The 22,801-nt window shown below is 66.5% G+C and carries 19 protein-coding genes; 8 read left to right on the top strand and 11 right to left on the bottom strand.

The window, feature by feature from the left end:
• Nucleotides 1-38: 38 nt before the first annotated feature.
• The gene (locus GGR36_RS14545; RefSeq protein WP_221229592.1) at nt 39-1,871 is read right to left on the bottom strand and encodes an SEL1-like repeat protein; all 1,833 of its coding nucleotides are present in this window, start codon (nt 1,869-1,871) and stop codon (nt 39-41) included.
• A gap of 361 nt (nt 1,872-2,232) precedes the next feature.
• Between GGR36_RS14545 and GGR36_RS14540 the strand changes: the two genes are divergently transcribed.
• The 5 genes from GGR36_RS14540 (at nt 2,233) to GGR36_RS14520 (ending at nt 7,775) form a co-directional block, all read left to right on the top strand.
• The gene (locus GGR36_RS14540; protein ID WP_183635448.1) at nt 2,233-2,481 is read left to right on the top strand and encodes a hypothetical protein; all 249 of its coding nucleotides are present in this window, start codon (nt 2,233-2,235) and stop codon (nt 2,479-2,481) included.
• Between the two features lie 246 nt (nt 2,482-2,727).
• Nucleotides 2,728-3,171 carry a glutaredoxin family protein gene (locus GGR36_RS14535; RefSeq protein WP_183635446.1) on the top strand — a complete coding sequence of 148 codons (444 nt, stop codon included), beginning with the start codon at nt 2,728-2,730 and terminating at the stop codon, nt 3,169-3,171.
• A gap of 151 nt (nt 3,172-3,322) precedes the next feature.
• Nucleotides 3,323-3,913 carry a hypothetical protein gene (locus GGR36_RS14530; protein WP_183635444.1) on the top strand — a complete coding sequence of 197 codons (591 nt, stop codon included), beginning with the start codon at nt 3,323-3,325 and terminating at the stop codon, nt 3,911-3,913.
• A 224-nt stretch (nt 3,914-4,137) separates the two neighbouring features.
• Nucleotides 4,138-7,062 carry a M48 family metallopeptidase gene (locus GGR36_RS14525; protein ID WP_207064448.1) on the top strand — a complete coding sequence of 975 codons (2,925 nt, stop codon included), beginning with the start codon at nt 4,138-4,140 and terminating at the stop codon, nt 7,060-7,062.
• Entirely contained in the window at nt 7,059-7,775 is a 717-nt protein-coding gene (locus GGR36_RS14520; RefSeq protein ID WP_183635443.1) for a hypothetical protein, read from the top strand. Before GGR36_RS14525 ends, GGR36_RS14520 begins: the two co-directional genes overlap by 4 nt.
• Nucleotides 7,776-7,851: 76 nt before the next feature.
• On the opposite strand, the gene GGR36_RS14515 is transcribed toward GGR36_RS14520, so the two are convergent.
• The 4 genes from GGR36_RS14515 to GGR36_RS14500 form a co-directional block, all read right to left on the bottom strand.
• Nucleotides 7,852-8,619 carry an alpha/beta hydrolase gene (locus GGR36_RS14515; protein WP_183635441.1) on the bottom strand — a complete coding sequence of 256 codons (768 nt, stop codon included), beginning with the start codon at nt 8,617-8,619 and terminating at the stop codon, nt 7,852-7,854.
• Between the two features lie 49 nt (nt 8,620-8,668).
• On the bottom strand, nt 8,669-10,948 hold the full coding sequence (locus tag GGR36_RS14510) for a TonB C-terminal domain-containing protein (protein ID WP_183635440.1): 2,280 nt from the start codon (nt 10,946-10,948) through the stop codon (nt 8,669-8,671).
• Between the two features lie 103 nt (nt 10,949-11,051).
• Nucleotides 11,052-11,414: a GFA family protein gene (locus GGR36_RS14505; protein ID WP_207064447.1), complete on the bottom strand. Its 363-nt coding sequence runs from the start codon at nt 11,412-11,414 to the stop codon at nt 11,052-11,054.
• Nucleotides 11,415-11,499: 85 nt separating this feature from the next.
• Nucleotides 11,500-12,390: a LysR family transcriptional regulator gene (locus tag GGR36_RS14500; protein WP_183635435.1), complete on the bottom strand. Its 891-nt coding sequence runs from the start codon at nt 12,388-12,390 to the stop codon at nt 11,500-11,502.
• Between the two features lie 133 nt (nt 12,391-12,523).
• Between GGR36_RS14500 and GGR36_RS14495 the strand changes: the two genes are divergently transcribed.
• Nucleotides 12,524-12,901, top strand: a complete 378-nt coding sequence (locus GGR36_RS14495) for a cupin domain-containing protein (protein WP_183635433.1) — start codon at nt 12,524-12,526, stop codon at nt 12,899-12,901.
• A gap of 44 nt (nt 12,902-12,945) precedes the next feature.
• Here GGR36_RS14495 and GGR36_RS21675 read toward each other — a convergent pair whose 3' ends face one another.
• From GGR36_RS21675 to GGR36_RS14475, 4 genes are all read right to left on the bottom strand, one after another.
• Nucleotides 12,946-13,452, bottom strand: a complete 507-nt coding sequence (locus tag GGR36_RS21675; protein WP_207064446.1) for a GNAT family N-acetyltransferase — start codon at nt 13,450-13,452, stop codon at nt 12,946-12,948.
• 140 nt (nt 13,453-13,592) lie between these two features.
• Nucleotides 13,593-15,791, bottom strand: coding sequence for a S8 family serine peptidase (locus tag GGR36_RS14485; RefSeq protein ID WP_183635431.1), 2,199 nt, complete (start codon nt 15,789-15,791; stop codon nt 13,593-13,595).
• Between the two features lie 168 nt (nt 15,792-15,959).
• Nucleotides 15,960-18,599, bottom strand: a complete 2,640-nt coding sequence (locus GGR36_RS14480; protein WP_183635429.1) for a TIM-barrel domain-containing protein — start codon at nt 18,597-18,599, stop codon at nt 15,960-15,962.
• A 131-nt stretch (nt 18,600-18,730) separates the two neighbouring features.
• Nucleotides 18,731-19,414: a GNAT family N-acetyltransferase gene (locus GGR36_RS14475; RefSeq protein WP_183635428.1), complete on the bottom strand. Its 684-nt coding sequence runs from the start codon at nt 19,412-19,414 to the stop codon at nt 18,731-18,733.
• Nucleotides 19,415-19,653: 239 nt separating this feature from the next.
• On the opposite strand from GGR36_RS14475, the gene GGR36_RS14470 reads away from it, so the two are divergent.
• Both GGR36_RS14470 and GGR36_RS14465 read left to right on the top strand, forming a co-directional pair.
• Nucleotides 19,654-20,793, top strand: a complete 1,140-nt coding sequence (locus GGR36_RS14470; protein WP_183635427.1) for an ABC transporter substrate-binding protein — start codon at nt 19,654-19,656, stop codon at nt 20,791-20,793.
• Nucleotides 20,794-20,909: 116 nt separating this feature from the next.
• Nucleotides 20,910-21,257 (top strand): hypothetical protein, encoded by a 348-nt coding sequence (locus GGR36_RS14465; RefSeq protein WP_183635426.1) that lies wholly within the window; start codon nt 20,910-20,912, stop codon nt 21,255-21,257.
• A 45-nt stretch (nt 21,258-21,302) separates the two neighbouring features.
• On the opposite strand, the gene pssA is transcribed toward GGR36_RS14465, so the two are convergent.
• Nucleotides 21,303-21,920 (bottom strand): CDP-diacylglycerol--serine O-phosphatidyltransferase, encoded by a 618-nt coding sequence (gene pssA, locus GGR36_RS14460; protein ID WP_183635425.1) that lies wholly within the window; start codon nt 21,918-21,920, stop codon nt 21,303-21,305.
• Between the two features lie 18 nt (nt 21,921-21,938).
• The gene (ppgK, locus tag GGR36_RS14455; RefSeq protein WP_183635424.1) at nt 21,939-22,685 is read right to left on the bottom strand and encodes a polyphosphate--glucose phosphotransferase; all 747 of its coding nucleotides are present in this window, start codon (nt 22,683-22,685) and stop codon (nt 21,939-21,941) included.
• Between the last annotated feature and the right edge of the window lie 116 nt (nt 22,686-22,801).

Raw genomic sequence — 22,801 nt, 5'->3', positions numbered from 1 at the left:
GGGGCGTTTGGCTTCGCTTGCGCAGTCCAAGCAGCGTGCTAGGGTCCTGACATAGTTGTGGGCTCACTCCGGCGCTCCAGCGTATCGCCGGGACGCCACGCTTCGGCCAAGCGCCGCGCCTCTTCGATTTCCGTGGCAGTCATCCGGTTGATTACTTCGGCGACCTCGTGGTCGGCGTCCGATTGAGGACTACCTCCTTTGTTCGCAATGATCAGCCAAGCGTATCCGGTAACGGTGTCTTTTCGGACGTCACGCCCGGTCAGGAACTGCGCACCAAGGACGCGTTGGGCGTCGGCATAACCGCCTGTTGCAGAAATCGTCAAATAACGCAGAGCAGTGACGCTATCCAGTTCGACACCTGTTCCGCTGGCATACAGTCGAGAGAGGTGAAAGCTAGCCTCGGCGTCATTTTGGTCCGCGGATTTTCTGAACCATTCGGCGGCCAATTTTGCATTCTGGTCAACGCCAAACCCGTCACGATATGCTCGTCCGAGATTGCTCTGCGCTTCCTTATTTCCCGAGTTTGCCGCTTTGCGATACCACGCTATCGCTTGGCTGGGGTCCATAGGAACTCCCAACCCATTTTCGTAAATATGGCCGATATTGTTCTCGGCGCTCGCGTTGCCGTCGGCGGCCCCCTCGATAAACAGACTGAGCGCTTTTCCGTAATCTTGACCGACGCCGCGGCCCTTCATGTACGCCATGGCTAGGCTTCGTTGTGCGCCGCGATCTCCTTGGTCTGCGGCTTTGCGGAACCACGCAACCGCCTCCACTAAGTCTTGTCCAATGCCAGCACCATCGCGATAGGCACGGCCGAGGCAAAACTGGGCATCGCGGTCGCCCTGTTCCGCAGACTTCCGGAACCAGAAGACGGCTTCTTTCAGGTCCAAAGTTACGCCATGCCCTTTCAAGTACATCATGCCAAGGTTGAATTGTCCGACGGCATCTCCACTCTCCGCAGCTTTGCGATACCAGGACGCAGCGATCGATTGATCCTTAGGAATGCCTTTGCCTTTGTTATACATATCGGCAAGGTTGATCTGTCCATCTGCACTGCCTTGCTCTGCCGCCCTGCGATACCACTCGACCGCTTTGTGGTCGTCTCGCTCTACGCCAAGGCCCCGTGCATAGCTCAAACCTAAGTGATACTGGCCGCTGGCGTGACCTTGTTCAGCGGCTTTACGGAACCAGTATGCCGCGCGAGAGAAATCTTGAACGACGTTTTCGCCACGAACGTAGCAAAGGCCGAGTAAGTTTTGAGCATCGCTGTTCCCTTGTGCAGCGCTCTTCTGAAGCCAGTTCATCCCAGCAGCAACGCGCTCTTCGCTGACCATGGTCTCCTTACGAAGCATCGCAAGGTTGACCGCAGCGCGTACGTCGCCGCTATCCATTGCCTTCTCGTACCACATGGCCGCTTGTTGAGGGTTATGCGCGACACCTACCCCGGTGTCGAAGAGCACGCCAAGGTTGAAAGCTGCGCCACTGTGTCCTTGCGCGGCTGCCTTTCGCAGCCACTCGACGGCGAGTGCTTGATCCTTTACAACGCCGCGGCCATGGGAATAGCAGACGCCTAGCGCGTTTTGCGCTTCTGCGTGCCCACTTTCGGCGGCCTTGCGGAACCACTCGGCAGCAGTGCGTGCGTTTGGCGGAACGCCAATGCCTTCCAGATAGAGCACGCCAAGCACGTATTGCGCGTGGGTGTTCCCCTCTTCTGCTGGCTCTATCAATTCAGTCGGTGTTTGCTCCCCGGTGACCCGAGAAAGATCAAAAGTGGGTTGATCAAAACGAGCCTGCGCCCCGCTGAGAGCAACGAGGCACCAGATAAGTGTTGCACCAAGGTGCAATAGAGTGCGCTTGATTAGCGAATTCATGAAAGGCGAGTTGATGGACAATTGATATGCGCTGCTTCTGGCAAGAAAGACGACGTTTGGCGTGCTATTGAACATGTAGTGCGTTTGCTAAGGCAAACCCAGCCTTCACAGCGACAAATAGCACATGGGGGCATCCCACTGGAACCTTAGTTCCGTGGTCCAGTGACATTTGTTCCGTAAATGCGATGTGCCCTCGACGGGCTAGCCCTGTATGGCTGGTCGTTTCGACCCGCGCTGGCCGAGCCCGCTAGCTGTGCGCGCCGGACGATGACGCGGCGCAGCCGATGCCGCGCCGGGTGCGCATATGATTCGTCCCTCGCCCAGCGCAATAACATTGCGCCCGCCAAAGAAGGGACACCTCTTGCTGAACTACTTCCTGCCCGTCCTCATCTCGCTTGTTTGCCTGTTCACGGCCACCGGCCTGGCGAGGCACTTCACCAAATCGGCGGCCTTACGAAGCACGCTCTCCGTCGTCCTGGTGATCCTCGGGCTGCTGATCTCGTTCTTCTTCTTTTTCGGTCTTGGCACCCTGCGGCGCGGCCATCAGCAACCGGCCCCGACGCACGGCAGCATTGAAGCGCCCGCGCTGCATTCACCAGCACAATCCTGATTCCCGATGTGGCAACTCGGTCCCGCGCAGCGTGCCATTGGTGACGCTGTAGCGAGCCGGGCGCAACAGAGCCTTGCTGGGTGACGGTCACCCGTTTGTTGCATCGATGCGCGCGCCATTGGATGATTGGCGCGAACTATTCCGAGAGCGTGTTCATGCGAACAGAACCTGCCGCCGAGCGTGGCGCATCCGTCGAGTTGGTCAGCAAAGGCCCGTCAGCGCGGACCGTGTGTGCGAGGCAGCGCCATGGCTGAGACCTCGCGCAAACCGTCATCACGCACGGCGTTTCGTGCGGCATCTGCGAGCGCCCGCAAGGACAAGGGATTTTCCCTGCTGGGCTTCCTGTTGCTGCTTTGCCTGGGGTACGGCATTTATGCGTTCGCTTTCAAACCCGGCAACAAGGCGGCAAAGGAAGAGACCGAAGCAAGTGCGCCCGCGGCGCCGCAGATCGTGATCTACACCGGCTCGTCGTGCGAGCCGTGCGACCGTGCCAAGGTTTGGCTGACGCAGCGGCATCTGGCCTTCGACGAACGCAATGTCGATACCTCATCGGCGTACGAAGACCAGTTGAAGCAGTACAAGAGCCGCATCGTGCCGGTGATCGTGATCAACGGCGAACCGCAGTACGGCTTCTTGCCGGCGTATCTGGAAGACGCGTTGAAGAACCCGGGAAAACCGCGCCGCGATTGAATCAGGCTGATGAACCCGGCGCGCGGCGCGCCGGTAGCGCCTGAACTCTGCGTCGCAATGTGCGGCGAAAGTGGGCCGCACCGCCATCGCCCCGAACCCGCCCTTCCGGCACAAACCTAGTTCCGGACGAGGGCCAGCATCTGGATTCCGCATGTCATCGATCAACGGCATTGGCACCACCTATATCGGTTGTTCTGCCATCGGGCGAGACGGCTCGTATGTGACGACGAAGTGGCTGAGCATCGTGATGCCGATCGTCCCGCTGGGCTCGTACCGGATCCTTCCGCAGTCCCACGAAACACGCCATTTCCCGATCTACCATTCGAGCGCCGAGTTCCTGGCCACGCCGGTGCCGCTGTGCTGGTTGCACCTGCTGCAGGTGTACGGCACCTATCTCGCGATCGTCGTGTTCCTGTCCGCCATCGATCTGGTGGACCGCAACAACGCGGCGGGCCGCGTGGCGCTGCACCCGTTTCTTTCCGCGATCCTGGCCGCGGCGTTCTCGGTGCTTGCGGTTCGCATCACCCGCGGCATACGGCGGATCGGCACGCTCACGAACATCATCATCCTGCTCGCGGTGCTGACTTTCTCCTTCCTGCTCGCATCGGGCATGTCGAAAGTGCCGGAGCAATCCTGGAAGACCATGTACTTCTTCTGGGGTGGCTACGCCTTGTTGGCGCTGATCGGTTTTCCCGGCGGCAAAGGGGCCGGGCATGCACAGCGAAAACCCTCGCGGCGCTGACCGGTGTTCGCCCCGCCCAGCGCCCCGCCGACCCTGCCTGCGGGGTTGTCGCCGCCGCTGGGTACCGCGAGCGACCTCAAGCGTGGCCCAGACCACCGGCGCTGTAGGGCCAGCAAACGAAATCATGGAAATGTTCAAGATTGTGTAAAAACATCGGCCCGGGTTGATTGGCGCAAACCGGCGCGAAAGCTCGCGCTGCAGAATGCCCGGTTGATGCGTAGCCCATGTCGACGGGAAGCAGCCGCCCACGTCGCTGCGCGCCCATCGACCTCTCTCCCCCGACCGACATGGACGACCTCTACCCTGCTGGCCCCTCTGAAGTTCCGAAAGACCTGACGACGCCTTCGCCCGCCTACTGGCTTCAGGCCTGGCTGGCGACGCTGAGTTTGGTCGTGTTCGTGCTGGGCTACTTCGCTCTCTCGGGCTGGTTCGTCTACACCGCCTGGCGCACGCTGGCCGAGCAGGGCAGCAGTTCGGAAGGCAGCTTCATGAACCAACTGGTCGGCTGCTCGTCGGCCTTCCTCGCGCTGTTCATGCTGAAGGCGCTTTTCTTCGTGAAGCGCGGTGGCGCGCCGGACGCCGTGGAGATCACCGAGGCGGAACAGCCGCGCCTGATCGCCTTCCTGCATCGCCTTGCGGACGAGGCCGGTGCGCCGCGACCGCGCAAGGTCTTCGTCTCCGCTCGCGTGAATGCGGCGGTGTTCTACGACTTGTCGATCCTGAACCTGCTCTTCCCGTCGAAGAAGAATCTGGAGATCGGGCTTGCGCTGGTGAATGTGCTGAGCCTGAGCGAGATGAAGGCGGTGCTGGCCCATGAGTTCGGCCACTTCGCCCAGCGCAGCATGGCGATCGGCAGCTGGGTGTACATCGCCCAGCAGGTGGCCTCGCATGTGATCGCCAAGCGCGATGCGCTGGACGAACTGCTGCAGTTCATCGCGTCGATCGACTTGCGGGTGGCCTGGGTCGGCTGGCTGCTGCAGTCGATCGTGTGGTCGATTCGCTCGCTGATGGACATGCTGCTGCGGGTGGTCGTGCTGGCGCAGCGCGCCTTGTCTCGCCAGATGGAGTTCCAGGCCGATCTGGTCGCGGTGTCGCTGACCGGTAGCGACGAACTCGTTCATGCGCTGCACAAGCTGCAGGCTGCCGATGACGCCTGGAGTCGCACGCTCGGATTTGCGAACGCGCAGATCGGGCAGGGCCGTATCCCGCACGACCTGTTCGAGGTGCAGACCACCGTCATTGAGAAGATGGCGCGGATTCTCGATGATGAACACTATGGCCAGGTGCCGCCCACCGGCGAGCGCCCCGAAGCGCATCGCGTGTTCGCGAACGGCTTCGCGCGGCCGCCCCAGATGTGGTCGAGCCACCCCGCGAACGCAGACCGTGAACAGAACGCCAAGCGCAGCTACCTGCAGGCCTCGCACGACCCGCGCAGCGCCTGGTTGCTGTTCGATGACGCGGAGAGGCTGAAGGCGCGCGTGGTGGCGCTGATGACAAGCAAGCTGGCGGCCGAGCCGGCCACGCGCGAAGCCACGCTTGCGGCGCTCGATGAGCGCTATGGCCTGCTGCAGTACCAGCCGTGCTATCGCGGCGCCTACCTTGGCCGTTCGCTGACCCGCTACGCCAAAGACCCGGCCGAGCTGTATACCGACGCGGTGCGCCCCGGGCAGGTGCCCCAGCTGCTCGACACCCTCTACAGCCTTGCGCTCGCCGATGATCTGACCCACCTGCGCGAGTTGCTTGAAGAGCGCGCCATGCTGCGCGCGGTACATGGGACGGTCTTCTTGGCCACCGGCGGGCGCATCGTGTTTCGCGGCCGGGAGATTGCGCGCAAGCGGCTGCCCGAAGCGATCAAGGCGGTGGAGGCCGAAGCGGAGGCGGTGCGTGCCCGCGTATTCGCACACGACCGCGCCGTGCGGGCTACGCATCTGGCCGCCGCAGAACTCGTCGGCAACGGCTGGCGCGAGTACCTGATCGGCCTGATCCGCGTGCTGCACTATGCCGAGCACACCCTTGCCGATCTGCACGATGCTCACGGGCTGATGGGCAACGTGGTGGCTGCTGTCGCCGCGCGCGGCAAGGTCAGCTCGTCGGGGCTGTCGCGACTGCTGACAACGGCGAACGTGCTCTACGGCGTGCTTGACGAAATCCATTCGCGAAAGGTGGATGTCCGGCTAGACGCCACGCTTTGCGAGCGGCTGGAAATCAACGCCTGGAGCGAGGCGCTGGAGGAGTTCAAGCTCGTACCGGCGAGCAAGGAGAACCTCAACAACTGGATGCAGGCGATCGACGGTTGGGTTAACGCTGCGGCTGGTTTGCTCTCTGCACTGGAAACGCAGGCGCTCGAAGCCTTGCTCACTGCCGAAGCGGCGCTTGCTACGCACGTTCGCCAGGGGACGTCGCCCCCACCCGCCCCTGAACCGAGCCGAACGCCGAAGAACTACGAGCCGCTCATCCCGGGTTCCGAACGCCCACGCCAGACTAGGCAGGATCTCTGGAGCCGCTTCCAGACCGCCGATGGGCTGCTTGCGAGCATCGGGCGTGTGGCCGTTGCGGGCGGCATCGTCGCTTCGGTGCTCGGCGCCGGCATGCTTACCGCCAGCAATTCGACCCTGAGCATCTACAACGGCCTGGGCCGTCCAGTCAGCGTGAAAGTGGGCAACCAGTCGGTCACCGTCGCTGCCTTTTCGGCGACGGAGCTTTCGATCCCGATCAGCGGCCCGCTGCCAGTCGAAGCGCGCAGTGGCGACGGCCGCCTGATCGATAGCTACCAGCCCGATCTGAGCGGACACGGCGCCCACTACGTCTACAACGTTGCCGCTGCGAGCCCCCTGGTCGAATGGACCGCGTCCTACGGTTCAGCCCCCAAGGTGCCGCCGCACATGCTGGGCGCGCGGCACTGGTTCAGTACCCATGTCGACGTCTACTTCGGCGACGCCCCGCAGAGCGTGAGCACCAAGGGGAGTGGCGCCACGCGCACCGTGCTCAGCGGTGTCGGCGAACGTGAGCCACGCGAACAGCTGGGCCTGGTCGAGCAGGACGACGAGCGCATCCGCATCGTGCGCCTGCACGCGCAATGGGATGAACCACACCAACCGAACACCGAGCAGTGGAAGACGATCGCGCAGCGCGTCGGCACGGGTTCATGAGCGGCTGTACTCGAACCATGCAACGCGGGTCACCCAGAACTGCGCTGCATGACCGGATCGTGTCGAGCCCCGCGGTGCCGAGCGGTTTGCACGACGGCGCCTCTGCTGATGCAAACCGCGGCGATCACTGGCCCGATAGCGTGTTGTTGACGAACAGAAAAGGAGCGCATTTCGTGCGATGGTTTCTTCTTCCTCTCGTGGTTCTTGTCGCGCTGCCTACAGCGGTTGGCGCGGTGCAACCGGGCACTTCGGCCAGGCCCGCGCAGCCTCCCTACCCGAAGCTGCTGACCCGCGCCGAACTCAGGGCGTGCATGCTGCGCGAACGGGACATCGATGCCCGCAGCGCGGCGCTGGAAGCGGAGCGCGCCACGCACGACGAGGCGCTGGCACTTGCGGTGGCGGAGGCCAAGGAACTCGCCAGGGAGTTGAGCGCTGTGCCGCCCAGCGACGAGTCGGCGGTCGATCGTTACAACGAGAAGCTCGGCAAACATAACAAGGTCGTCGATGCGATCAACAAGCAGGCTGCCGCCCTGAACGCGACCTTGGTGACGATCCAGGCGGATTCGGTCGACTACATGAATGACTGCGCAACAAAGGTCTTCCACAAGACCGACGAGGACGCGCTGATCAAGGAGCTCGGGCCACGCACGAAGCCCCGGCCCGCGCGGCCGCCGGAACCGACGCCGGCGCAGTCCCGGTCGACAGCGGTCTAGACGAGACGCATCAGCCTTGCCCCAGATGCGGCGGGTTGTGCCTTTGGCCAACCTGCCGTGTGCCTTCGCGTGTTGGTCAATTCCCCGGCGCCTTGATCCACGCGCCTATCACCCCCACCGCCTCGCGCTCCATGCCGATATAGCCGTGCCAGTGCAATGCCTCGCAGACGTTGCCTGTGGGGTTGTCGCCGCCGCTGACCATGACGAGCTTTTTCACGCGCGCGTTTGTCAGGCCGCGCAGGATGGCCGGTACGAGGCCGGGATCGCAGACCGGGCAGGCGTCCTTGCTGTGGTGGAGGACGAGTGTCGGCATGGTGACGGCGGCGAGGTTCTGCGTCGGCACCGCGCCCGGCTTCTTGCTGCTGACGACGCTGGAACTCAGTACCAGGCCGGCGATCTGGTCGCCATGGCGGATCGCCGCGGCGGTGGCCGAGACGGTGCCGCGGCTGGTGCCGACCAGCCACACCGGCAGCGGCGACTGCTCGCGCACGAAGGCCAGCATGCGCGCGACGTCCGTCATGTGGGGCTCGGCGATGCGGTCGGCGTAGTCGAGATCCTGCGAATCACTCGGGCGGCCGAAGATCGCGACGTTGAAGCCCTGCGCGACGAACTCGGCCTCGCTGCGCACGAGGAAGTTGCGGCCGGTCGGCTTGCCGTTTTCGACCTGCCCGAAGCCGCCACCCCCGCCCGGGAACAGCAGCACCGTGGCGGAGGCGCCCGGCGTCGCTTCCCAGAATACGGTGGTGGTGATGCCCTCACGCGTCGGAACGCGGAACAGCGTGCCGTCGGCGCTGGCTGTGGCCGCGCAAAGGCTGAGTACGATGCACAGGACGATCCGGATCATGGCGTCTCCAGGTCAGGCCTCGTCACGGCTGCGGCGTGCCCGGGCCTGCTCAGTACAGCCGCACCGCGCTGTCGAATTGCCAGGTGCGACGGATCTCGACCACGTCGTACTGGCGCGCGAGGATGGGCGGGAAAGCGGGGTAGGGGGCGTGGCTTTCGATGATGCGGCGGATCGCGTTGTCGACGTCGGGCGAGCCGCTGGAAACGGCGAAGTTGATCGACTCCACCGTGCCGTCGCTGCGCATCGCGACGGTGACCATGGGCGGCGTGTGCGGGCGTTTTGCGAGATCGCGCGCGGTGTCGACCGGGGTGTTCATCTGGATGCGGCGGGCCCAGGCTTCGGCGTACTGCACCAGGTCGACGTTCGGGTCGCTGCGGCCCCACAGCCGCACCCGCCGCGCGGTGCTGAGCGAGTAGGGCAGGCTGTCGGGCGTGCGGGTGCTGGCCTTGGCGGCGTCGCGCTGGGCGGCTTCTTCGTCGAGCTGGCGACCCATCGCGCGGCGTCGCGCTTCGCGGCGTTCGTTCTCTTCCTGCTCGGCCTTGGCGGCGGCAACGCGCGCCGCTTCACGACGGGCGGCTTCCTGGCGTTCGCCCTCCGCCTTGGCCGCCGCCACCCGTGCGGCCTCGCGCCGTTCGCCTTCGATTCGATCCGCTTCGGCGCGTGCTGCGGCCTGGCGGGCATCTTCGGCCCGCTTGGCTTCCGCCTGCGCGGCGGCGATGCGCGCCGTTTCACGACGCTCGGCCTCGACACGTGCGGCTTCCGCAGCGGCTGCAGCCTGGCGGGCTTCCTCTTGTCGCGCCGCTTCGGCCTTTGCCGCGGCAACGCGCGCCGCCTCCCGACGTTCGGCTTCGAGGCGTTCGGCCTCGGCGCGAGCGGCGGCCAGTCGCGCTTCTTCCTGCCGCTGGGCTTCGAGTTTCGCCGCGGCGACACGGGCGGCTTCGCGACGTTCGGCTTCAAGGCGTTGTGCTTCGGCGCGCGCGGCCGCTTGCCGCGCATCTTCGAGTCGCTGCGCTTCGGCCTTGGCGGCGGCGAGTCGTGTGGCTTCGCGGCGTTCCGCCTCAAGCCGCTCCGCTTCCGCGCGCGCCGCGGCCTGGCGGGCGTCCTCCTGGCGTTGGGCTTCGAGTTTGGCGGCGGCCAGCCGCGCGGCTTCACGACGCTCGGTTTCCTTGCGCTCTGCATCGGCGCGCGCGGCCGCCTGCCGCGCCGCCTCGACCCGCTGCGCCTCGGCCTTTGCGGTGGCGAGCCGGGTGGCCTCGCGGCCTTCCGCTTCGAGTCGCTCGGCCTCGGCGCGCAGGGCCGCCTCCCGCGCTTCTTCAAGACGCTGGGCTTCGAGTTTTGCCGCCGCCAGCCGTGCGGCTTCGCGTCGCTCTGCTTCGAGGCGCTGGGTTTCGGCACGCGCCGCGGCCTGACGGGCTTCTTCCTGTCGGGCGGCTTCGAGCTTGGCGGCGGCGGTGCGCTCGGCGTCGCGCTGCTCGGCTTCGAGCCGCCCAGCTTCCAGGCTGGCCGCGGCCACGCGTTCGGCCTCGCGGCGTTGGGCGGCGAGGCGTTCGGTTTCGGCGCGCGCCGCGGCTAGCCGCGCCTCTTCCAGGCGCCGCGCTTCCAGCCTGGCGGCGGCGAGCCGTTCCGCTTCGCGACGTTCGGCGTCGAGGCGCGCGGCGTCGGCGCGTGCGGCCTCCATCTGTTCCGCCAGGCGTTGTGCCTCGCGCGCAGCGGTGTCGACTTCGGGTGGCTGGGGCTCGGGCGCCGCCGGCGCGACGTCGGCGCGCGCGACGGCGCTGTCGTCCGGGCGCGGTGCGTCCGGCGCGTCGGTGCTGGGCGCGTGCGGGCCGAGGACACCGCCCGGGCTGGAGACCGCAGGCGGCGTCGGGACGAAGAAGGCGGGGTCGTCGGCGCGTTCCACCGCGATCACGGCGACCCGCGGCACTGCGCTTGGCGCTTCGGCGGGCAGGGGCGTTTCGGCCATCTGCTGGTTGCCGGAATCGGGTGTGAAAGCGGCTGGCGCTCGGGGGATCAGGGTTTGCCGGGCAAGGTTCAGGGCGGGCGCCGCGGCGTTCGCTGCGGATGCCGCCGCAGCGGCGTTTTCTGCCTCCCCGACCGAATCCGGCCATTGCGATGTGGTAAGCGGCGGGAGCGCCGTTTGCCCGTTCTCGACCGGCGCCGGCCGCAACACGACATGCAGATCCGGCACGGTGGCCCAGCGCTTCTGCCACGGGAATACCAGGCCCGGCAGCCCGAAGCCCTGACCGCCGAAACTCAGGCTCAACAGCATCGCGTGCGCGAGCAGTGAGATCAGCAGCGAGAGGGTCAGCCGTCTGCGTTCAGCGTTCATGCATCAGCCAGGCAAGGGTTGCAGCCGGCGCAGCCGTCAGGCGCGCCGCCCGCGCTGGAGCGCGGGAACGGCAAGCATAGTGCCAGATGTCCGTTCAGGCACGTCAGGGCATCGATGCGCCGATCGCCTGCCGTACCGGGATGCCTGTCGGGTCGAAGCCATCGAGGCAATGGACGTTGATGCCAAAGTTGTCGGGCGTCACCCGCTTGCGGTGGAAGGTGTAGATGCCGCAGACCTTGCAGAAGAAGTGGCGCGCGGTGCGGGTGTGGAACTGATATTCGGTGAGCGAGGCTTCGCCGGCCAGCAGGCGGAAGTGGCTTTCATGCACCTTCACCATCAGCGCGTTCTTCTTGCGGCAGATCGAGCAGTCGCATTGCGTCAGCTCGGGGAAGTCGGTGTCGATCTCGAACTGCACGGCGCCGCAGTGGCAACTGCCGCGGTAGGTCTGCATCGGGCGGGAAGACATGAGGCGGGTTCCTTGTGAACGGGTTCGGTCGGGCCGGCCGCTAGCTGGCGATTCGAGGGGGCGGTACGCTGCGGCCGGGGCGATTCTACGGAGTTCGCAGGCCTTCAAGGGTTTCGATCAGCGCGCGCACCCGCGCCGGCTGCAGGCGGCCAGATGGCATCACGATGCTGATTGGCATGCGCGCGGGGCGATAGTCGGCAAGCACCTCCACCAGGGCGCCGCGGGCCAGTTCGTCGCGAATCATGTTGTCCGGGATCTGCCCCAGGCCCAGCCCCTGCAAGACCAGCGCGACCATGCCCTCACCGTCGTTCACCTGGATGCGGTGCGTCGGTTCCAGCGTGATCTCGCGCGGCCCTTCGCGCAGCTGCCAGGGGCGGTTGCGCCCGCTCGTCGGCATGCGGAACAGGATGCCGGTATGCGTGGCGAGATCCCCCACCTTGCCGGGCGTGCCTTGCGTGGCCAGGTAATCCGGGCTGGCGACCAGCATCAGTTGCTGCCAGTCGAAACGGCGTGCCACGAGCGAGGAATCGCGCAGCTCGCCCACCCGCACGGCGGCGTCGAGGCCGTCGCGCACCAGATCGGCATAGTCATCGCGCAGCCGCGCGTCGAGGCGCAGTTGCGGGTGCTGGCGCAGCAAGCCCGCCAGCAGTGGCAGCAACACCCGGCGCCCGTAGGTGATCGGCATGTCGATGCGCAAGGTGCCGCTGATTGCGCCGCGCGTGCCGGCTGCATCGGCGTAGAGGTCTTCGAGTTCGGCCAGCACCCGTTCACAGCGCTGAAAGAGCCGTTCGCCATCCGCCGTGAGGTTCACCTGCCGGGTGGTGCGGTGAAAGAGCTGCACGCCGAGCGATGCCTCCAGCCGCGCGACACTCTTGGCAACGGTGGAAGGCGTCCCGCCGAGATCCCGTGCAGCCGCGGCAAAGCTGCGCCGGCGCGCTGTCTGGGCAAATGCGACGAGTGGATGCAAGCCTTTCATGAGTGTCCGATTCACGAAAAACGTTCGGCAATGTTACGACACTCGCGCATCTACCGAATCACCGCTCGGCTGCGGAAAATGGCCTCCATCCAAGGCGCCCTGGATATCCCCGATTCCCACTCAGGAGCAAGCCATGAACGTGATCGAACAATCCCGCCCGACCTCCACTCCCATCCCCGGCGTGGCGCATGCCACCTGGGTCGGCCATGACGAGGGCGTGTCTCAACTGTCGATGTGGCGGCAGACGCTGCAACCCGGCGCGGCGACCCCGCCGCACCGCCACGACTGCGACGAAGTGGTGCTGTGCCTGTCCGGTTGGGGCGAGCTGGTGGTGGATGGCCAGACGCAGCGCTTCGGTGCCGACAGCACCGTGGTGCTGCCGCGTGGCCGCGACCACCAGATCTTCAACCCCGGCCCGCAGCCGCTTGAGATCCTCGGCGTGTTCGGCGCATCGCCGGTAGCCACCTTCCTGCCCGACGGCAGCGCCATCGATCTGCCCTGGCGCAGTTGAATGCCGCAGGGGGGGGCTGGCACAGCACCGGCCCCCTGCCCGGATCAGGATGTGGTGAGCCCCTTGGCCAGTCGCACCATCATCGTGCCGGTCAGGTCGTTCGGGCCGCGCTCGGCCTCGCTGTAACCGTTACGGGCGTAGAGCCCGATCAGCGGCCGGTTGGTGGACGAGGTCCAGGTGCAGCACTGCGGCACCCCTTGCGCGCGGAACCACGCCTCTGCGCATTCGAGCAGCGCCTGCGCGACGCCGTGGCGGCGGAACGCGGGCAGCACATAGGTCGTCGAGATCAAGCCGAACATGCCGCTGGCGTCGTGCTCGATGCGGAAAATCGTGTGCCCGGCAACCGTGTCACCGTCCGCCAGTGCCAGCACCACCCGTGCGCGGGTGTTGGCAGGGTCGAGGTGCCAACGCACCCGGTTTTCAAGCCACGCCATCGTGTACATAGCGGCGCCGCGCTCTGCGCCTTCCACCTCGACCAGCGTGTCGCGCATGCGTTGGGCGACGAGCGCAATCTCGTCGGCGTTGAATGGATCGAGGTCACGTAGCTGCATCGGGCGCTCCGAACGGGAATCGCGCGCAGTGTAGTCGCTGTCCGCCGGGGCAGCGTTGCCCCCGGTGCCAAAGCGAAGCTCTTTGCGCGGCGGGCACCGGGGAAGGAGTGGGGCGCCCGAGACTGGGTGCCCCGTGAGGCTTACTTCACCAGGGTGTAGAGCACTGCATGGGCGACCGGCGTGCCGCCGCTGCTGATCCACAACACGGCCTGTTTGCCACCTGCTGTTGCGCCTTGTGCGGCGTTGGTGCTGACGCTGACAGTGGTGCTGGCGCCGGCGGCCAGGGTCACGCTCGGTGTCGAGACGCTGAAACCGACGCCGCTGCCACTGACCGGGCTGACGGCGAGCGAGTACGTCTGCGCCGCGCCGCTGAGGTTGGTGAGCGTGACGGTGGCGGAACGCGTCTGGCCGCTGCCCGAGGGCTCTGCACCGAATGAGACGCTGACCGGATCGAGCGCGACCTTGGCATTGACCGCCGCGGCGAGGTTCTCGCGGCCGGCGCCGGCGGTGTTGCCGTCGTAGACGATCGTGCTGCCGTTGCTTGCGGCCTTCAGCACACCCCAGTCTGCGGTGTTCACGATGGCCGAACGCACGTTTGCGGCAGACCAGTCCGGATGCTGCTGGCGCACGATCGCCGCCGAGCCGGCGAGGTGCGGCGTGGCCATCGAGGTGCCCTGGAAGAAGGCGAAGCAGGGCGGGGCGCTGCAGAACTGATGCGGGATCGAACTGAGCACGTTGACGCCGGGCGCGACGACATCCGGCTTGACGCGCACATCGACATCGGTCGGCCCCTGGCTGCTGAAGCCGGCCATGATGTCCGCGTTGGCGCTGCTGGTGAGGAAGTAGGCGGCGCTGTTGCTGATTGTCGTGGCGGCACCGGCAGCGGACTTCAGCGACATGCCGTCCTCCAGCGCGACCATGTAGGCGGGGATCGTCGGCTGCCCCGCGGTGCCGTCGGTGCCCATCGCGATCGGCGTGCCGGCAACGTTGTTCGACACCACCACGGCGGCGGCGCCGGCGCCCTGCACATTGCGGATCTTGGTCGAGAAGCTGCAGCTGCCGCGCGTGATCAGCGCGATCTGGCCGCTCAGGCTGCCGGCAGGCAGCGCCGAACACGCGGTGCTGAGGCCGTTGACGCTGCCGGTGACGACGGCGAGCGGGGCCGTCAGCGGCGCGGTAACGGTGCCGAAGTCGCCGGTCGCACCGCCGTAGCTGCCACCCGCCGCGCTGATCGGTACGCCAACGAAGTGCGGCACCGTGCTGGCGCCGGCGGAGAGCGCGCGGGCCGCCATGCCCGGTGATTCGACGGTGGAGAAGCCGGGGCCCGAATTGCCGTTGGCCACCGCGACCACCATGTTCGCCTGGTCGAGGTTGTCCACCGCGACGGTCAGCAGATCCTGCGCGCCATGCGAGCCGCCACCCAGGCTCATGTTTGCCACGTCAAAGCCGTCGGCGTAGGCGGCTTCGAGCGCGTTGAGGATGTCTTCCGAGCGCGCGTTGGCGAGGTCGCCCGGGAACACGTTGTAGTTGCCCAGCAGTGCGCGCGGTGCGACACCCGAGATCCCGTACGGGATCGTCACGTTGCCGACCTTGGCCGGCGTTGCGTAGTTGCACGCCACCGTGCCGGCGACATGGGTGCCGTGTTCGCCCACCGCTTCGGCGGTATAGCCGCGCTGCGGCGTGCGGTTGCTGAAGACCTTGGCGGCGATCACCTTGTTGTTGGTGAAGCTGCGGTCGCCGACCTGGGTTTGCGCCGGGTAGCCGGTATCGGCAAAACACGGGTGGGTGGTGTCGATGCCGCTGTCGACGATTGCGACGCGGATGCCATCACCTGCCGTGGCGCTGCCGCCCGCCGTGGCCCAAGCGGCCGGCGCCGAGATCAGCGCGAGATCGGGGTCTGCCGCGCTCGGGTAGTAGAGCGCCTGATACTGCGCGGATTTCACCATGCTGGTGCCCGACACCTGCGCCAGGCTGGCGCCATTGAGCTGCACCGCCACCGCATTCAGGGCGATATCGAATTCGCCGGTGACCTTGGCGCCGGGCACGTTCGCGCGCAGCCAGGCCTTGTAGTCGTTGCGCAGCGCGGAGAGCTGGGCACGGTACGCCTTCACGTTGGTGTTGCCGAAGTCGATCTTCTTGCCCTTGGCGGGCTTGGTCTTCACGTAGGTCGAGAGCGGATCGCCGTTGAGCACCACCAGCGCGACGCTGGTGTCCTGCGTGGGGCGCGCGGCGGTGTTGTCGCTGTTCTGCCCGGCCACCGCTGGTACGCTCAGCGCACCGAGGCCAAGGGCGGCGATTGCGGTAGCCATCGCCGCCATGCGGAAGGCGTTTCTTGTCATCGTGAGGATCCTCTCTGTGGACGTGAAGCGGCGTGCCGGCACCGGATGGGCACCAGCCCGGTGAAAGGACCCAGCCTAGTGATCGCTGCGCTGCGTCGTCCATGGGCGATCCCGAGAAAATGTGAAAAATTCCCGGGGTTGTCTGGGCAGCAGACTGCCCTGGCCCCTTTACCGCAGCGTCGCGGCTCCCGCACCGTTGGCATCGAGCGGCAGCGTTTCGGTGTGCAGCCGGCCCGCGAGCCGCACCCCGATCGTCGGCGAGGGGCCTTGCATGCCCTGGTGCGGCGTGTGGATCGATAGCGTGCGGGTGGCGTCAGACCAACGGATGGCGCGAGTGGTGTAGGCGCCGCGCTCGTACGCGTAGCCGTCGCCATCGTCTTCGTACAGCGTGAACGCGGCGTCGGCGCCGGGATAGACCACCAGCTCGATCGGCGCGCCGCGTTGCGCGTCGCTCTGCGTGACGACCGGCCCCAAAGGCAGGACGCTGCCGGCGCGCACGAACAGCGGGATGTGCGAGATCGGCGTCGGCACCGTCAGCGTTTGCCCACCGGGGTGGCGCGCGCCGCTGTGGAAGTCGTACCAGTCGCAGCCGGCAGGCAGGTAGACGCGGCGCTCGGCCGGCACCAGCTCGGATTTGGGCGCATGGCCGGGGCGGCGCCACGAGAGGCTCATCTGCGCGGCGCCGTGGCGGTGCAGGTGCTCGACGCGTAGGCGGATCTTCGTGCCGGCGGCGAGCGTCCGGCGGAGCGTGGTGGTCTGCATGCCCTGCGCCTGCCACGCGTCGATCACCGGTTCGTCGTCGAACCACATGCGGCGGCCGTCGTTGCCGTAGAGCAGGAACTCGTAGTCGCCGCTGTCGGGTACGGTCAGTTCGGCATCCCAACGCAGGCGGTAGCCGGCGAAGGGCAAGCCCGGCGGCGGGCCGCCGGCCCAGCTGCCGTTGAGTTCACCGACCGGCTTGGCGAACACGGCATCGTCGGATGCTTCATCGGCATAGCCGCGCCAGATCAGGCCATGCCCGCCCTCGGGCGCGCGCAGGAAGTCGGCCGCGACGATCTCCGCTTCGCGGCGCGGCTCATGGAACATCGGCGCGAGCACCGGGCAGACCAGGATCGCCGGGCCGAACATGAACTGGTCGGCGATGGCGTAGGTGGCCGCGTCGTCGCGGAAGTCCATCGCCAGCGGGCGCATCGGCGTACCCCCTTGCGAAGTGACGTCCCATGCCAGCGAATAGATATACGGCAGCAGCCTGTAACGTAGTTGCGCGGCGGCGAGTAGCGCGTCGTAGGCCCAGCTGCCGGCTTCGCCGAAGTGCCAGGGTTCTCGGGCGGTGTTGGTGCCGTGCGAGCGGAACAGCGAGCAGAACGCGCCGTACTGGAACCAGCGCACATAGAGCTCGCGGTAGGCCGGGTCGCGATTGCCGTCGGGGAAGCGCGCGCCCAGGCCGGTGGTGAAGAAGCCGCCGATGTCGGTGGTCCAGTACGGCATGCCGGCTGCCGCGAAGTTCAGCCCCGCCGCCACCTGCTCGCGCAGCACATTCCAGGTCGCGGCGATGTCGCCCGACCAGCTCGCCGCCGCATAGCGCTGCTGCCCGGCAAAGCCGGAGCGCGACAGCGTGAACACCCGTTTGCCGTTGTTCAGTGTGCGCTGGCCTTCATAGACGCCGCGCGCGGTGAACATCGAGTAGCCGTTGAGCACCCGGCGCCAGCTGCCCAACGCGGTGTCGCGCTGCGCGTAGCAGGCGCGCACGCCGTCCATCGGGTCGTGGGTGGAGACGAATTCCGGCTCGGTGCCGTCCATCCACAAGGCGTCGACACCCTTGTCGATGAGCCCGCGCTGCACATGCTTCCAGTAGATTGCGCGGCCGCGCTCGCTGAAGGCGTCATAGATGTGGCCCTGGGCCCAGTGCGGATACTCGAACAGCTCGCCGGCAGCTTTGAGTTCGTCGAACAGCGCGCAGCCCTCGCCGACCACCGGCCACAACGTCGTCATCAGGCGCAGGTGGTGCACGTCGTGTAACTCGCGGATCATGCCCTCGGGGTCGGGGAAGACCTTGTCGTCCCATTCCATGCTGCTCCAGGGCTTGTCGCCCCAGTACTTCCAGTCCTGGATCAGCGCGTCGATCGGGAACCCCAACTCGCGGAAGCGGCGTGCGGTGTCGAGCAACTCGGCGCGGTCGACATAGCGTTCCTTCGATTGCCAGAAGCCGTAGGCCCAGCGCGGGAACAAGGGTGCGGCGCCGGTGAGCTGGCGGAAGCCGGCGACGATGCGGTTGAAGTCCGGCCCCCAAATCACGTAGTAGCGGATGCCGTTGGCGCAGTCAGTCTCGAAAGTGAAGGTATCGCCCCTGCTCGAAAAGCGCGTCAGCGCCATCGAATCCCACAGGATGCCGTAGCCCGCGGTCGAGACGAGAAACGGCACCGCGATGCCCTGGTTCGACTGCGCCAGCAGCACCTCGCGATTGCGCCAATCCCATGCGCCGCCCGGATACTGGCCGAGGCCGTAGAGCGCGTGCGCCGGATCGGCACGGAAGGTCTGCGTCACCCACAGGCCTTCTTCGGACGCCGACCAGTGCCGGGCGCTGTCGGTGAGGCATACCCCCTCGCCGCGCGGGCCGAAGGCGAGCTGTTCTCGGTCGGCCTGCACGGCGAAATCGGTAGGGCCGTCGAAGGCTGGCTGGGGCAGCACGCACAGCGAGGGGGCGAGTGAGAGCCCGTCTGGCTCGACGCTCACGCATGCGATGTTCGGGGCCAAGGCGCGCACCCGCACCTGCGCGCCGGCGAGGCGAAGATCAAGGTGAGGTGGCACGTGGTGTCCTCCGCATCGAAGATCGCCAGCTTAGCCCTTGGCATGCGCGGTGGCGCGATCCGGATCAAGCAGTGTGTTGTGCGCGCGGGCCGGGTTCGCGACCCCAGCCACGGTTTGCCTGCGGTCGGCGATCAGGCGGCGTTGCGCGCGATGACCGCGACGAACATCTCGGTGCGGATCTCGAAACCGAGGCTTTCGTACAGGGCAATGGCGGCCTGGTTGCTGCGCCACGCGTGCAGGAAGGCCTGCTCGCCGCGCGCCTGGATGGCGGCGCCGACCGCGGTGGAAAGGCGCCGCGCGAGGCCCTGACCGCGGGCGTCCGGGTGGGTGCAGACACCGCTGACTTCGGTGTAGCCGGGCAGGCGCATCCGTTCGCCCGCCATGGCGACCAGTCGGCCATCGACGCGCACGCCAATGAAGCGGCCCATGCAATGGGTGCGCGGCAGGAAGGGGCCCGGTTCGGTGAGCTGCGCGAGGGCCAGCATTTCGGGTGCGTCTTCGTCGGTGAGGATGTCGATGCCCTCCATCGACGCGAGCGGGGCGAGGTCGCGGGTGGCGAGCATCTGTACACCGCGCGCCTCCTTGAGCGCGACGCAGCCGGGCGGGATCGCCACCGGCGTGGTCTGGATCACGTACACCGGGGCGCCGGGTGATGTCAGCTCGGCCAGTGCGGCGAGTGCATCGGGGCTGTTGTCGCGCGCGGCGGCGAAGACGTTGACGTCCGGCGCGAAGCGGCGTGCGAGCGGGCCGCCAAGCGACAACGCGGCATGATGGGTGGTCAGGCTGGCCCACACGGGCTGGTCGGGCGGATGCATCGCGGGCGTCCTCGCAAGGCGGCAGTCAGCGCGCACCTTACGCCAAAACACGCCGCGGCGACGCTGGGCCGTATGCATGATGAATCCGCCACACCTGGCATCGAAAAATGTCATTTGCGTGAAATTCACCTGTTCTGCCTCAAGGTTGGCGAATCTTCGATCCGATACGGTCAGGGTCCCCCATCAACCCCGTTCGCCGCGCCGTTGCCGCCGTGCAGCGCCGGCAAAGGATGCCGACCATGACGCCCCCCCTCCGTAGCGCCCTGTTTGCATTTGCCCTGAACCTGATCGTCCCTGGCCTGGCCCAGGCTGCCGAAGCACCCGGCATCACCGACAAGGAAATCCTGATTGGCCAGACCGCGGCCCAGACGGGCCCCGCCGCAGACCTGGGGCGCGATGTGCGCCTTGGCATCGAGGCTTACTTCAAGGAAGTGAACGCCAAGGGCGGCGTGAACGGGCGGCAACTGCGCCTGGTCTCGCTCGACGACGGCTACGACCCCGAACGCGCCGCCGCCAACGCCAGACAGTTGATCGAGAAGGACAAGGTCTTCGCGATGCTGGGCAATGTCGGCACGGCGACCGGGCTGGCCGTGCTGCCCTTGATCAACGAGGCCAAGGTGCCGCTGGTCGGCCCCTACTCGGGGGCCGAGTCCCTGCGCGGGCCGGAGAGCAGCCTCATCTTCCACGTGCGTGCCAGCTATGCCGATGAGGCGCAGGCGATCATCAAGTCGATCGCCAATCCGGCTGGCCGGCGCCTTGCAGTGTTCTATCAGAACGACGCCTTTGGAAAGTCGGGCCTTGCCGACGTGGAGAAGGAACTCAAACGCCTGAACGTCGCGCTGGTCGCGAAGGCGACGGTGGAGCGCAACTCGACCGATGTGGCCGCGGCGGTTGATGCGATCACCAAGGCCAACGCCGATGGCGTGATCATGATGAGTGCGTACAAGTCATGCGCTGCCTTCGTGCGCGAGATGCACAAGCGCGATCCGCAGTCCTTTACCCAGTACTGGGCCGTTTCCTTTGTCGGTGGCAAGGCATTGGCCGCGGAATTGGGGCAGGACGCGCGCGGCGTTGCCGTGTCGCAAGTCGTGCCGTTTCCGTGGGGCGATGTGATCCCGGTGGTGCGCGAGCATGCCAAGGCGATGCCGGCGGACGCGGTGTCGTTTGCCACGCTCGAAGGCTTCATCGACGCCAAGGTGCTGGTTGAAGGCCTGAAGAAGGCCGGTCGTAACCCGACCCGCGAAGGGCTGGTGCAGGCGCTGGGCAGCGCAGGCAAGATCGACGTCGGCGGCTTTGCGGTGCAATTCGCGCCCAATGACCACAAGGGTTCGCACTATGTCGACCTGACCATGATCGGGCGCGGCGGCTTCATCCACTGAGTGACGCGCGCTCAACGCGGCGCGGGCATGGGTCCGGCGCCGCGTTTGACGGATAATCCCGGCTTCGCGCGTGGCTGTTCGAGCCCGCCGTACTCCATTAGCCACGGGAAGCTTCGATGCGTCTGTTGCCTCGTTTGATGTCCGCGATGATGCTCGCCACGCTGAGCGCCACTGCGGGTGCTGCGCCGGTCAAGATCCTCGGTTTCGACGACATGTCCTGCGTGGCATGGAACGCATCGAAGAACGACGCCGAGGTCCGCGCCCAGCAGATCGCCTGGGTGCGTGGCTTCCTCAGCGGCCACAACTATGCACGGCAATCCGAGCAGGTCTCGGTGGTGTCCGCGGGCACCGTCGAGACCTTCGTCAATCGCCACTGCGGCGAGAAGACGCGCAGCACGCTGGCCGAAGCAGCGCAGCGCATGAGCGATCAGTATTCCGGCCGCAACGCAGCGATCACCAAATGAAAAAGGCCGCGCGAGCGGCCTTTCTTCTTTGACGCGGCGGCGGGATCAGAGCTTCGGAATGCGGATCCGGCTGATCATCAGCGAACCGGAAATCGCAAACATGAGCGCCAGCGGATGCAGGTGGAAGCCGAAGATTTCCACTTCGCCGCCCCACATGTCTGCCCGCAGCGCCCCGTTGGCCGCTGCCGCCGCCAGCACCGCCACCAGCGCGAACGAAGTGGGGATCGGCGTGCCTTCGAAGTACTTCACCTTGCCCGAATCGTCGGCGAGCGATTCCGCGGTGACGTTGTAGCGTGCGAGGCGCGACACGCCACAGGCGACGAAGAAGACCAGGATGATGCGGTCGTAGAGCCCCTGCATGCCGGCCGCGTAGGCGATCGCCGCCGGCGCGACGCCGAAGGAAATCACGTCCGCCAGCGAGTCGAGCTCGCGCCCCATCGCCGAACTCTTCTGCCGCCAGCGCGCGATGCGCCCGTCCAGCACATCGAACACGAGTGCCAGCGGGATCAGACCGCAGGCGAAGAAGAAGTGCTTCACGTCCTGATACTGCAGGTAGGACATCGCCGCAAACAGCGCGCCGACACCGCAGAAGGCATTGCCGAGCGTGAACCAGTCCGCAAGGTGGAACTCGCGGATCATCGAGAAGGGTTTGGGTTTGTTCATCGCGTTGCCTTGCGTCGCTCAGCGCGGCAGTTGGGATTCGGAATACAGTGCCGCGCCGACGATGCCCGCCTGGTTGAGGAAGCTTGCGGCCACCACCGGCGCGCGCACGGTGATCTGCGCGGCGTACTTCTCCAGCTTTGCACTCGCGCCGCCGCCAAGGATCACCAGATCCGGCCAGAACAGCGCTTCCATGGTCGTCAGGTAGCGGTTGAAGCGCTCGCCCCACTGCTTCCACTTCAGGCCCTCGGCGTCGCGCACCGCTTCCGATGCGTAGTGCTCGGCTTCCATGCCGTTCTTCAGGTAGATGTGACCCAGCTCGGTGTTGGGCAACAACTGGCCGTTGGTGAAGAAGGCGGTGCCGAGGCCGGTGCCGATCGTCACGATCAGCACCACGCCACGGTGATCCTTGCCGGCGCCAAAGCGCATTTCGGCCATGCCGGCCACGTCGGCGTCGTTGGCGACGAAGCAGGGGCAGCCGGTCTGTTCGGAGAAGTAGTCCGCGACCGAGAGGCCGATGAAGGCGCTGTCGATGTTGGCGGCCGTGCGCGCGATGCCGTGCTGGATCGCGGCCGGGAAGCCGATGCCGACCGGGCCGTTCCAGTCGTGCTGCTGCACCAGTTGCCGCAGCGTCAGGCCCACTGCTTCGGGCGTGGCGGGCTGTGGTGTCTGGATACGCACGCGCTCGGTCAGCAGCTCGCCGGTTTCGGTGTCGACGATCGCACCCTTGATGCCGGACCCGCCGACATCCACTCCCAGGATCTTCAAGGTGTTTTCCCCAAGTCTTTAGCGGCGATTGCCGCAGCGCCCCGGATTATCGCCGACGCGGCCGCTTGCGCGTGCATCATCCGGATCAAGCTTTGTAGCGACCGCGCCGGGGCCCG

The organism is Niveibacterium umoris, assembly GCF_014197015.1.
Classification (GTDB): Bacteria; Pseudomonadota; Gammaproteobacteria; order Burkholderiales; family Rhodocyclaceae; genus Niveibacterium; species Niveibacterium umoris.
Note: the sequence above shows the minus strand (reverse complement) of the source record. Positions and strands in the feature narration are given on the sequence as shown.

What these genes read in the sequence shown, in the direction of transcription:
- GGR36_RS14510 (WP_183635440.1), bottom strand. Translation starts at nt 10,948, where the DNA reads ATGAACGCTGAACGCAGACGGCTGACCCTCTCGCTGCTGATCTCACTG.
- GGR36_RS14500 (WP_183635435.1), bottom strand. Translation starts at nt 12,390, where the DNA reads ATGAAAGGCTTGCATCCACTCGTCGCATTTGCCCAGACAGCGCGCCGG.
- GGR36_RS14535 (WP_183635446.1), top strand. Translation starts at nt 2,728, where the DNA reads ATGGCTGAGACCTCGCGCAAACCGTCATCACGCACGGCGTTTCGTGCG.
- pssA (WP_183635425.1), bottom strand. Translation starts at nt 21,920, where the DNA reads ATGAACAAACCCAAACCCTTCTCGATGATCCGCGAGTTCCACCTTGCG.
- GGR36_RS14475 (WP_183635428.1), bottom strand. Translation starts at nt 19,414, where the DNA reads ATGCATCCGCCCGACCAGCCCGTGTGGGCCAGCCTGACCACCCATCAT.
- GGR36_RS14545 (WP_221229592.1), bottom strand. Translation starts at nt 1,871, where the DNA reads ATGAATTCGCTAATCAAGCGCACTCTATTGCACCTTGGTGCAACACTT.
- GGR36_RS21675 (WP_207064446.1), bottom strand. Translation starts at nt 13,452, where the DNA reads ATGCAGCTACGTGACCTCGATCCATTCAACGCCGACGAGATTGCGCTC.
- GGR36_RS14485 (WP_183635431.1), bottom strand. Translation starts at nt 15,791, where the DNA reads ATGACAAGAAACGCCTTCCGCATGGCGGCGATGGCTACCGCAATCGCC.
- GGR36_RS14520 (WP_183635443.1), top strand. Translation starts at nt 7,059, where the DNA reads ATGAGCGGCTGTACTCGAACCATGCAACGCGGGTCACCCAGAACTGCG.
- GGR36_RS14530 (WP_183635444.1), top strand. Translation starts at nt 3,323, where the DNA reads ATGTCATCGATCAACGGCATTGGCACCACCTATATCGGTTGTTCTGCC.
- GGR36_RS14525 (WP_207064448.1), top strand. Translation starts at nt 4,138, where the DNA reads ATGTCGACGGGAAGCAGCCGCCCACGTCGCTGCGCGCCCATCGACCTC.
- GGR36_RS14465 (WP_183635426.1), top strand. Translation starts at nt 20,910, where the DNA reads ATGCGTCTGTTGCCTCGTTTGATGTCCGCGATGATGCTCGCCACGCTG.
- GGR36_RS14515 (WP_183635441.1), bottom strand. Translation starts at nt 8,619, where the DNA reads ATGATCCGGATCGTCCTGTGCATCGTACTCAGCCTTTGCGCGGCCACA.
- GGR36_RS14505 (WP_207064447.1), bottom strand. Translation starts at nt 11,414, where the DNA reads ATGTCTTCCCGCCCGATGCAGACCTACCGCGGCAGTTGCCACTGCGGC.
- GGR36_RS14495 (WP_183635433.1), top strand. Translation starts at nt 12,524, where the DNA reads ATGAACGTGATCGAACAATCCCGCCCGACCTCCACTCCCATCCCCGGC.
- GGR36_RS14470 (WP_183635427.1), top strand. Translation starts at nt 19,654, where the DNA reads ATGACGCCCCCCCTCCGTAGCGCCCTGTTTGCATTTGCCCTGAACCTG.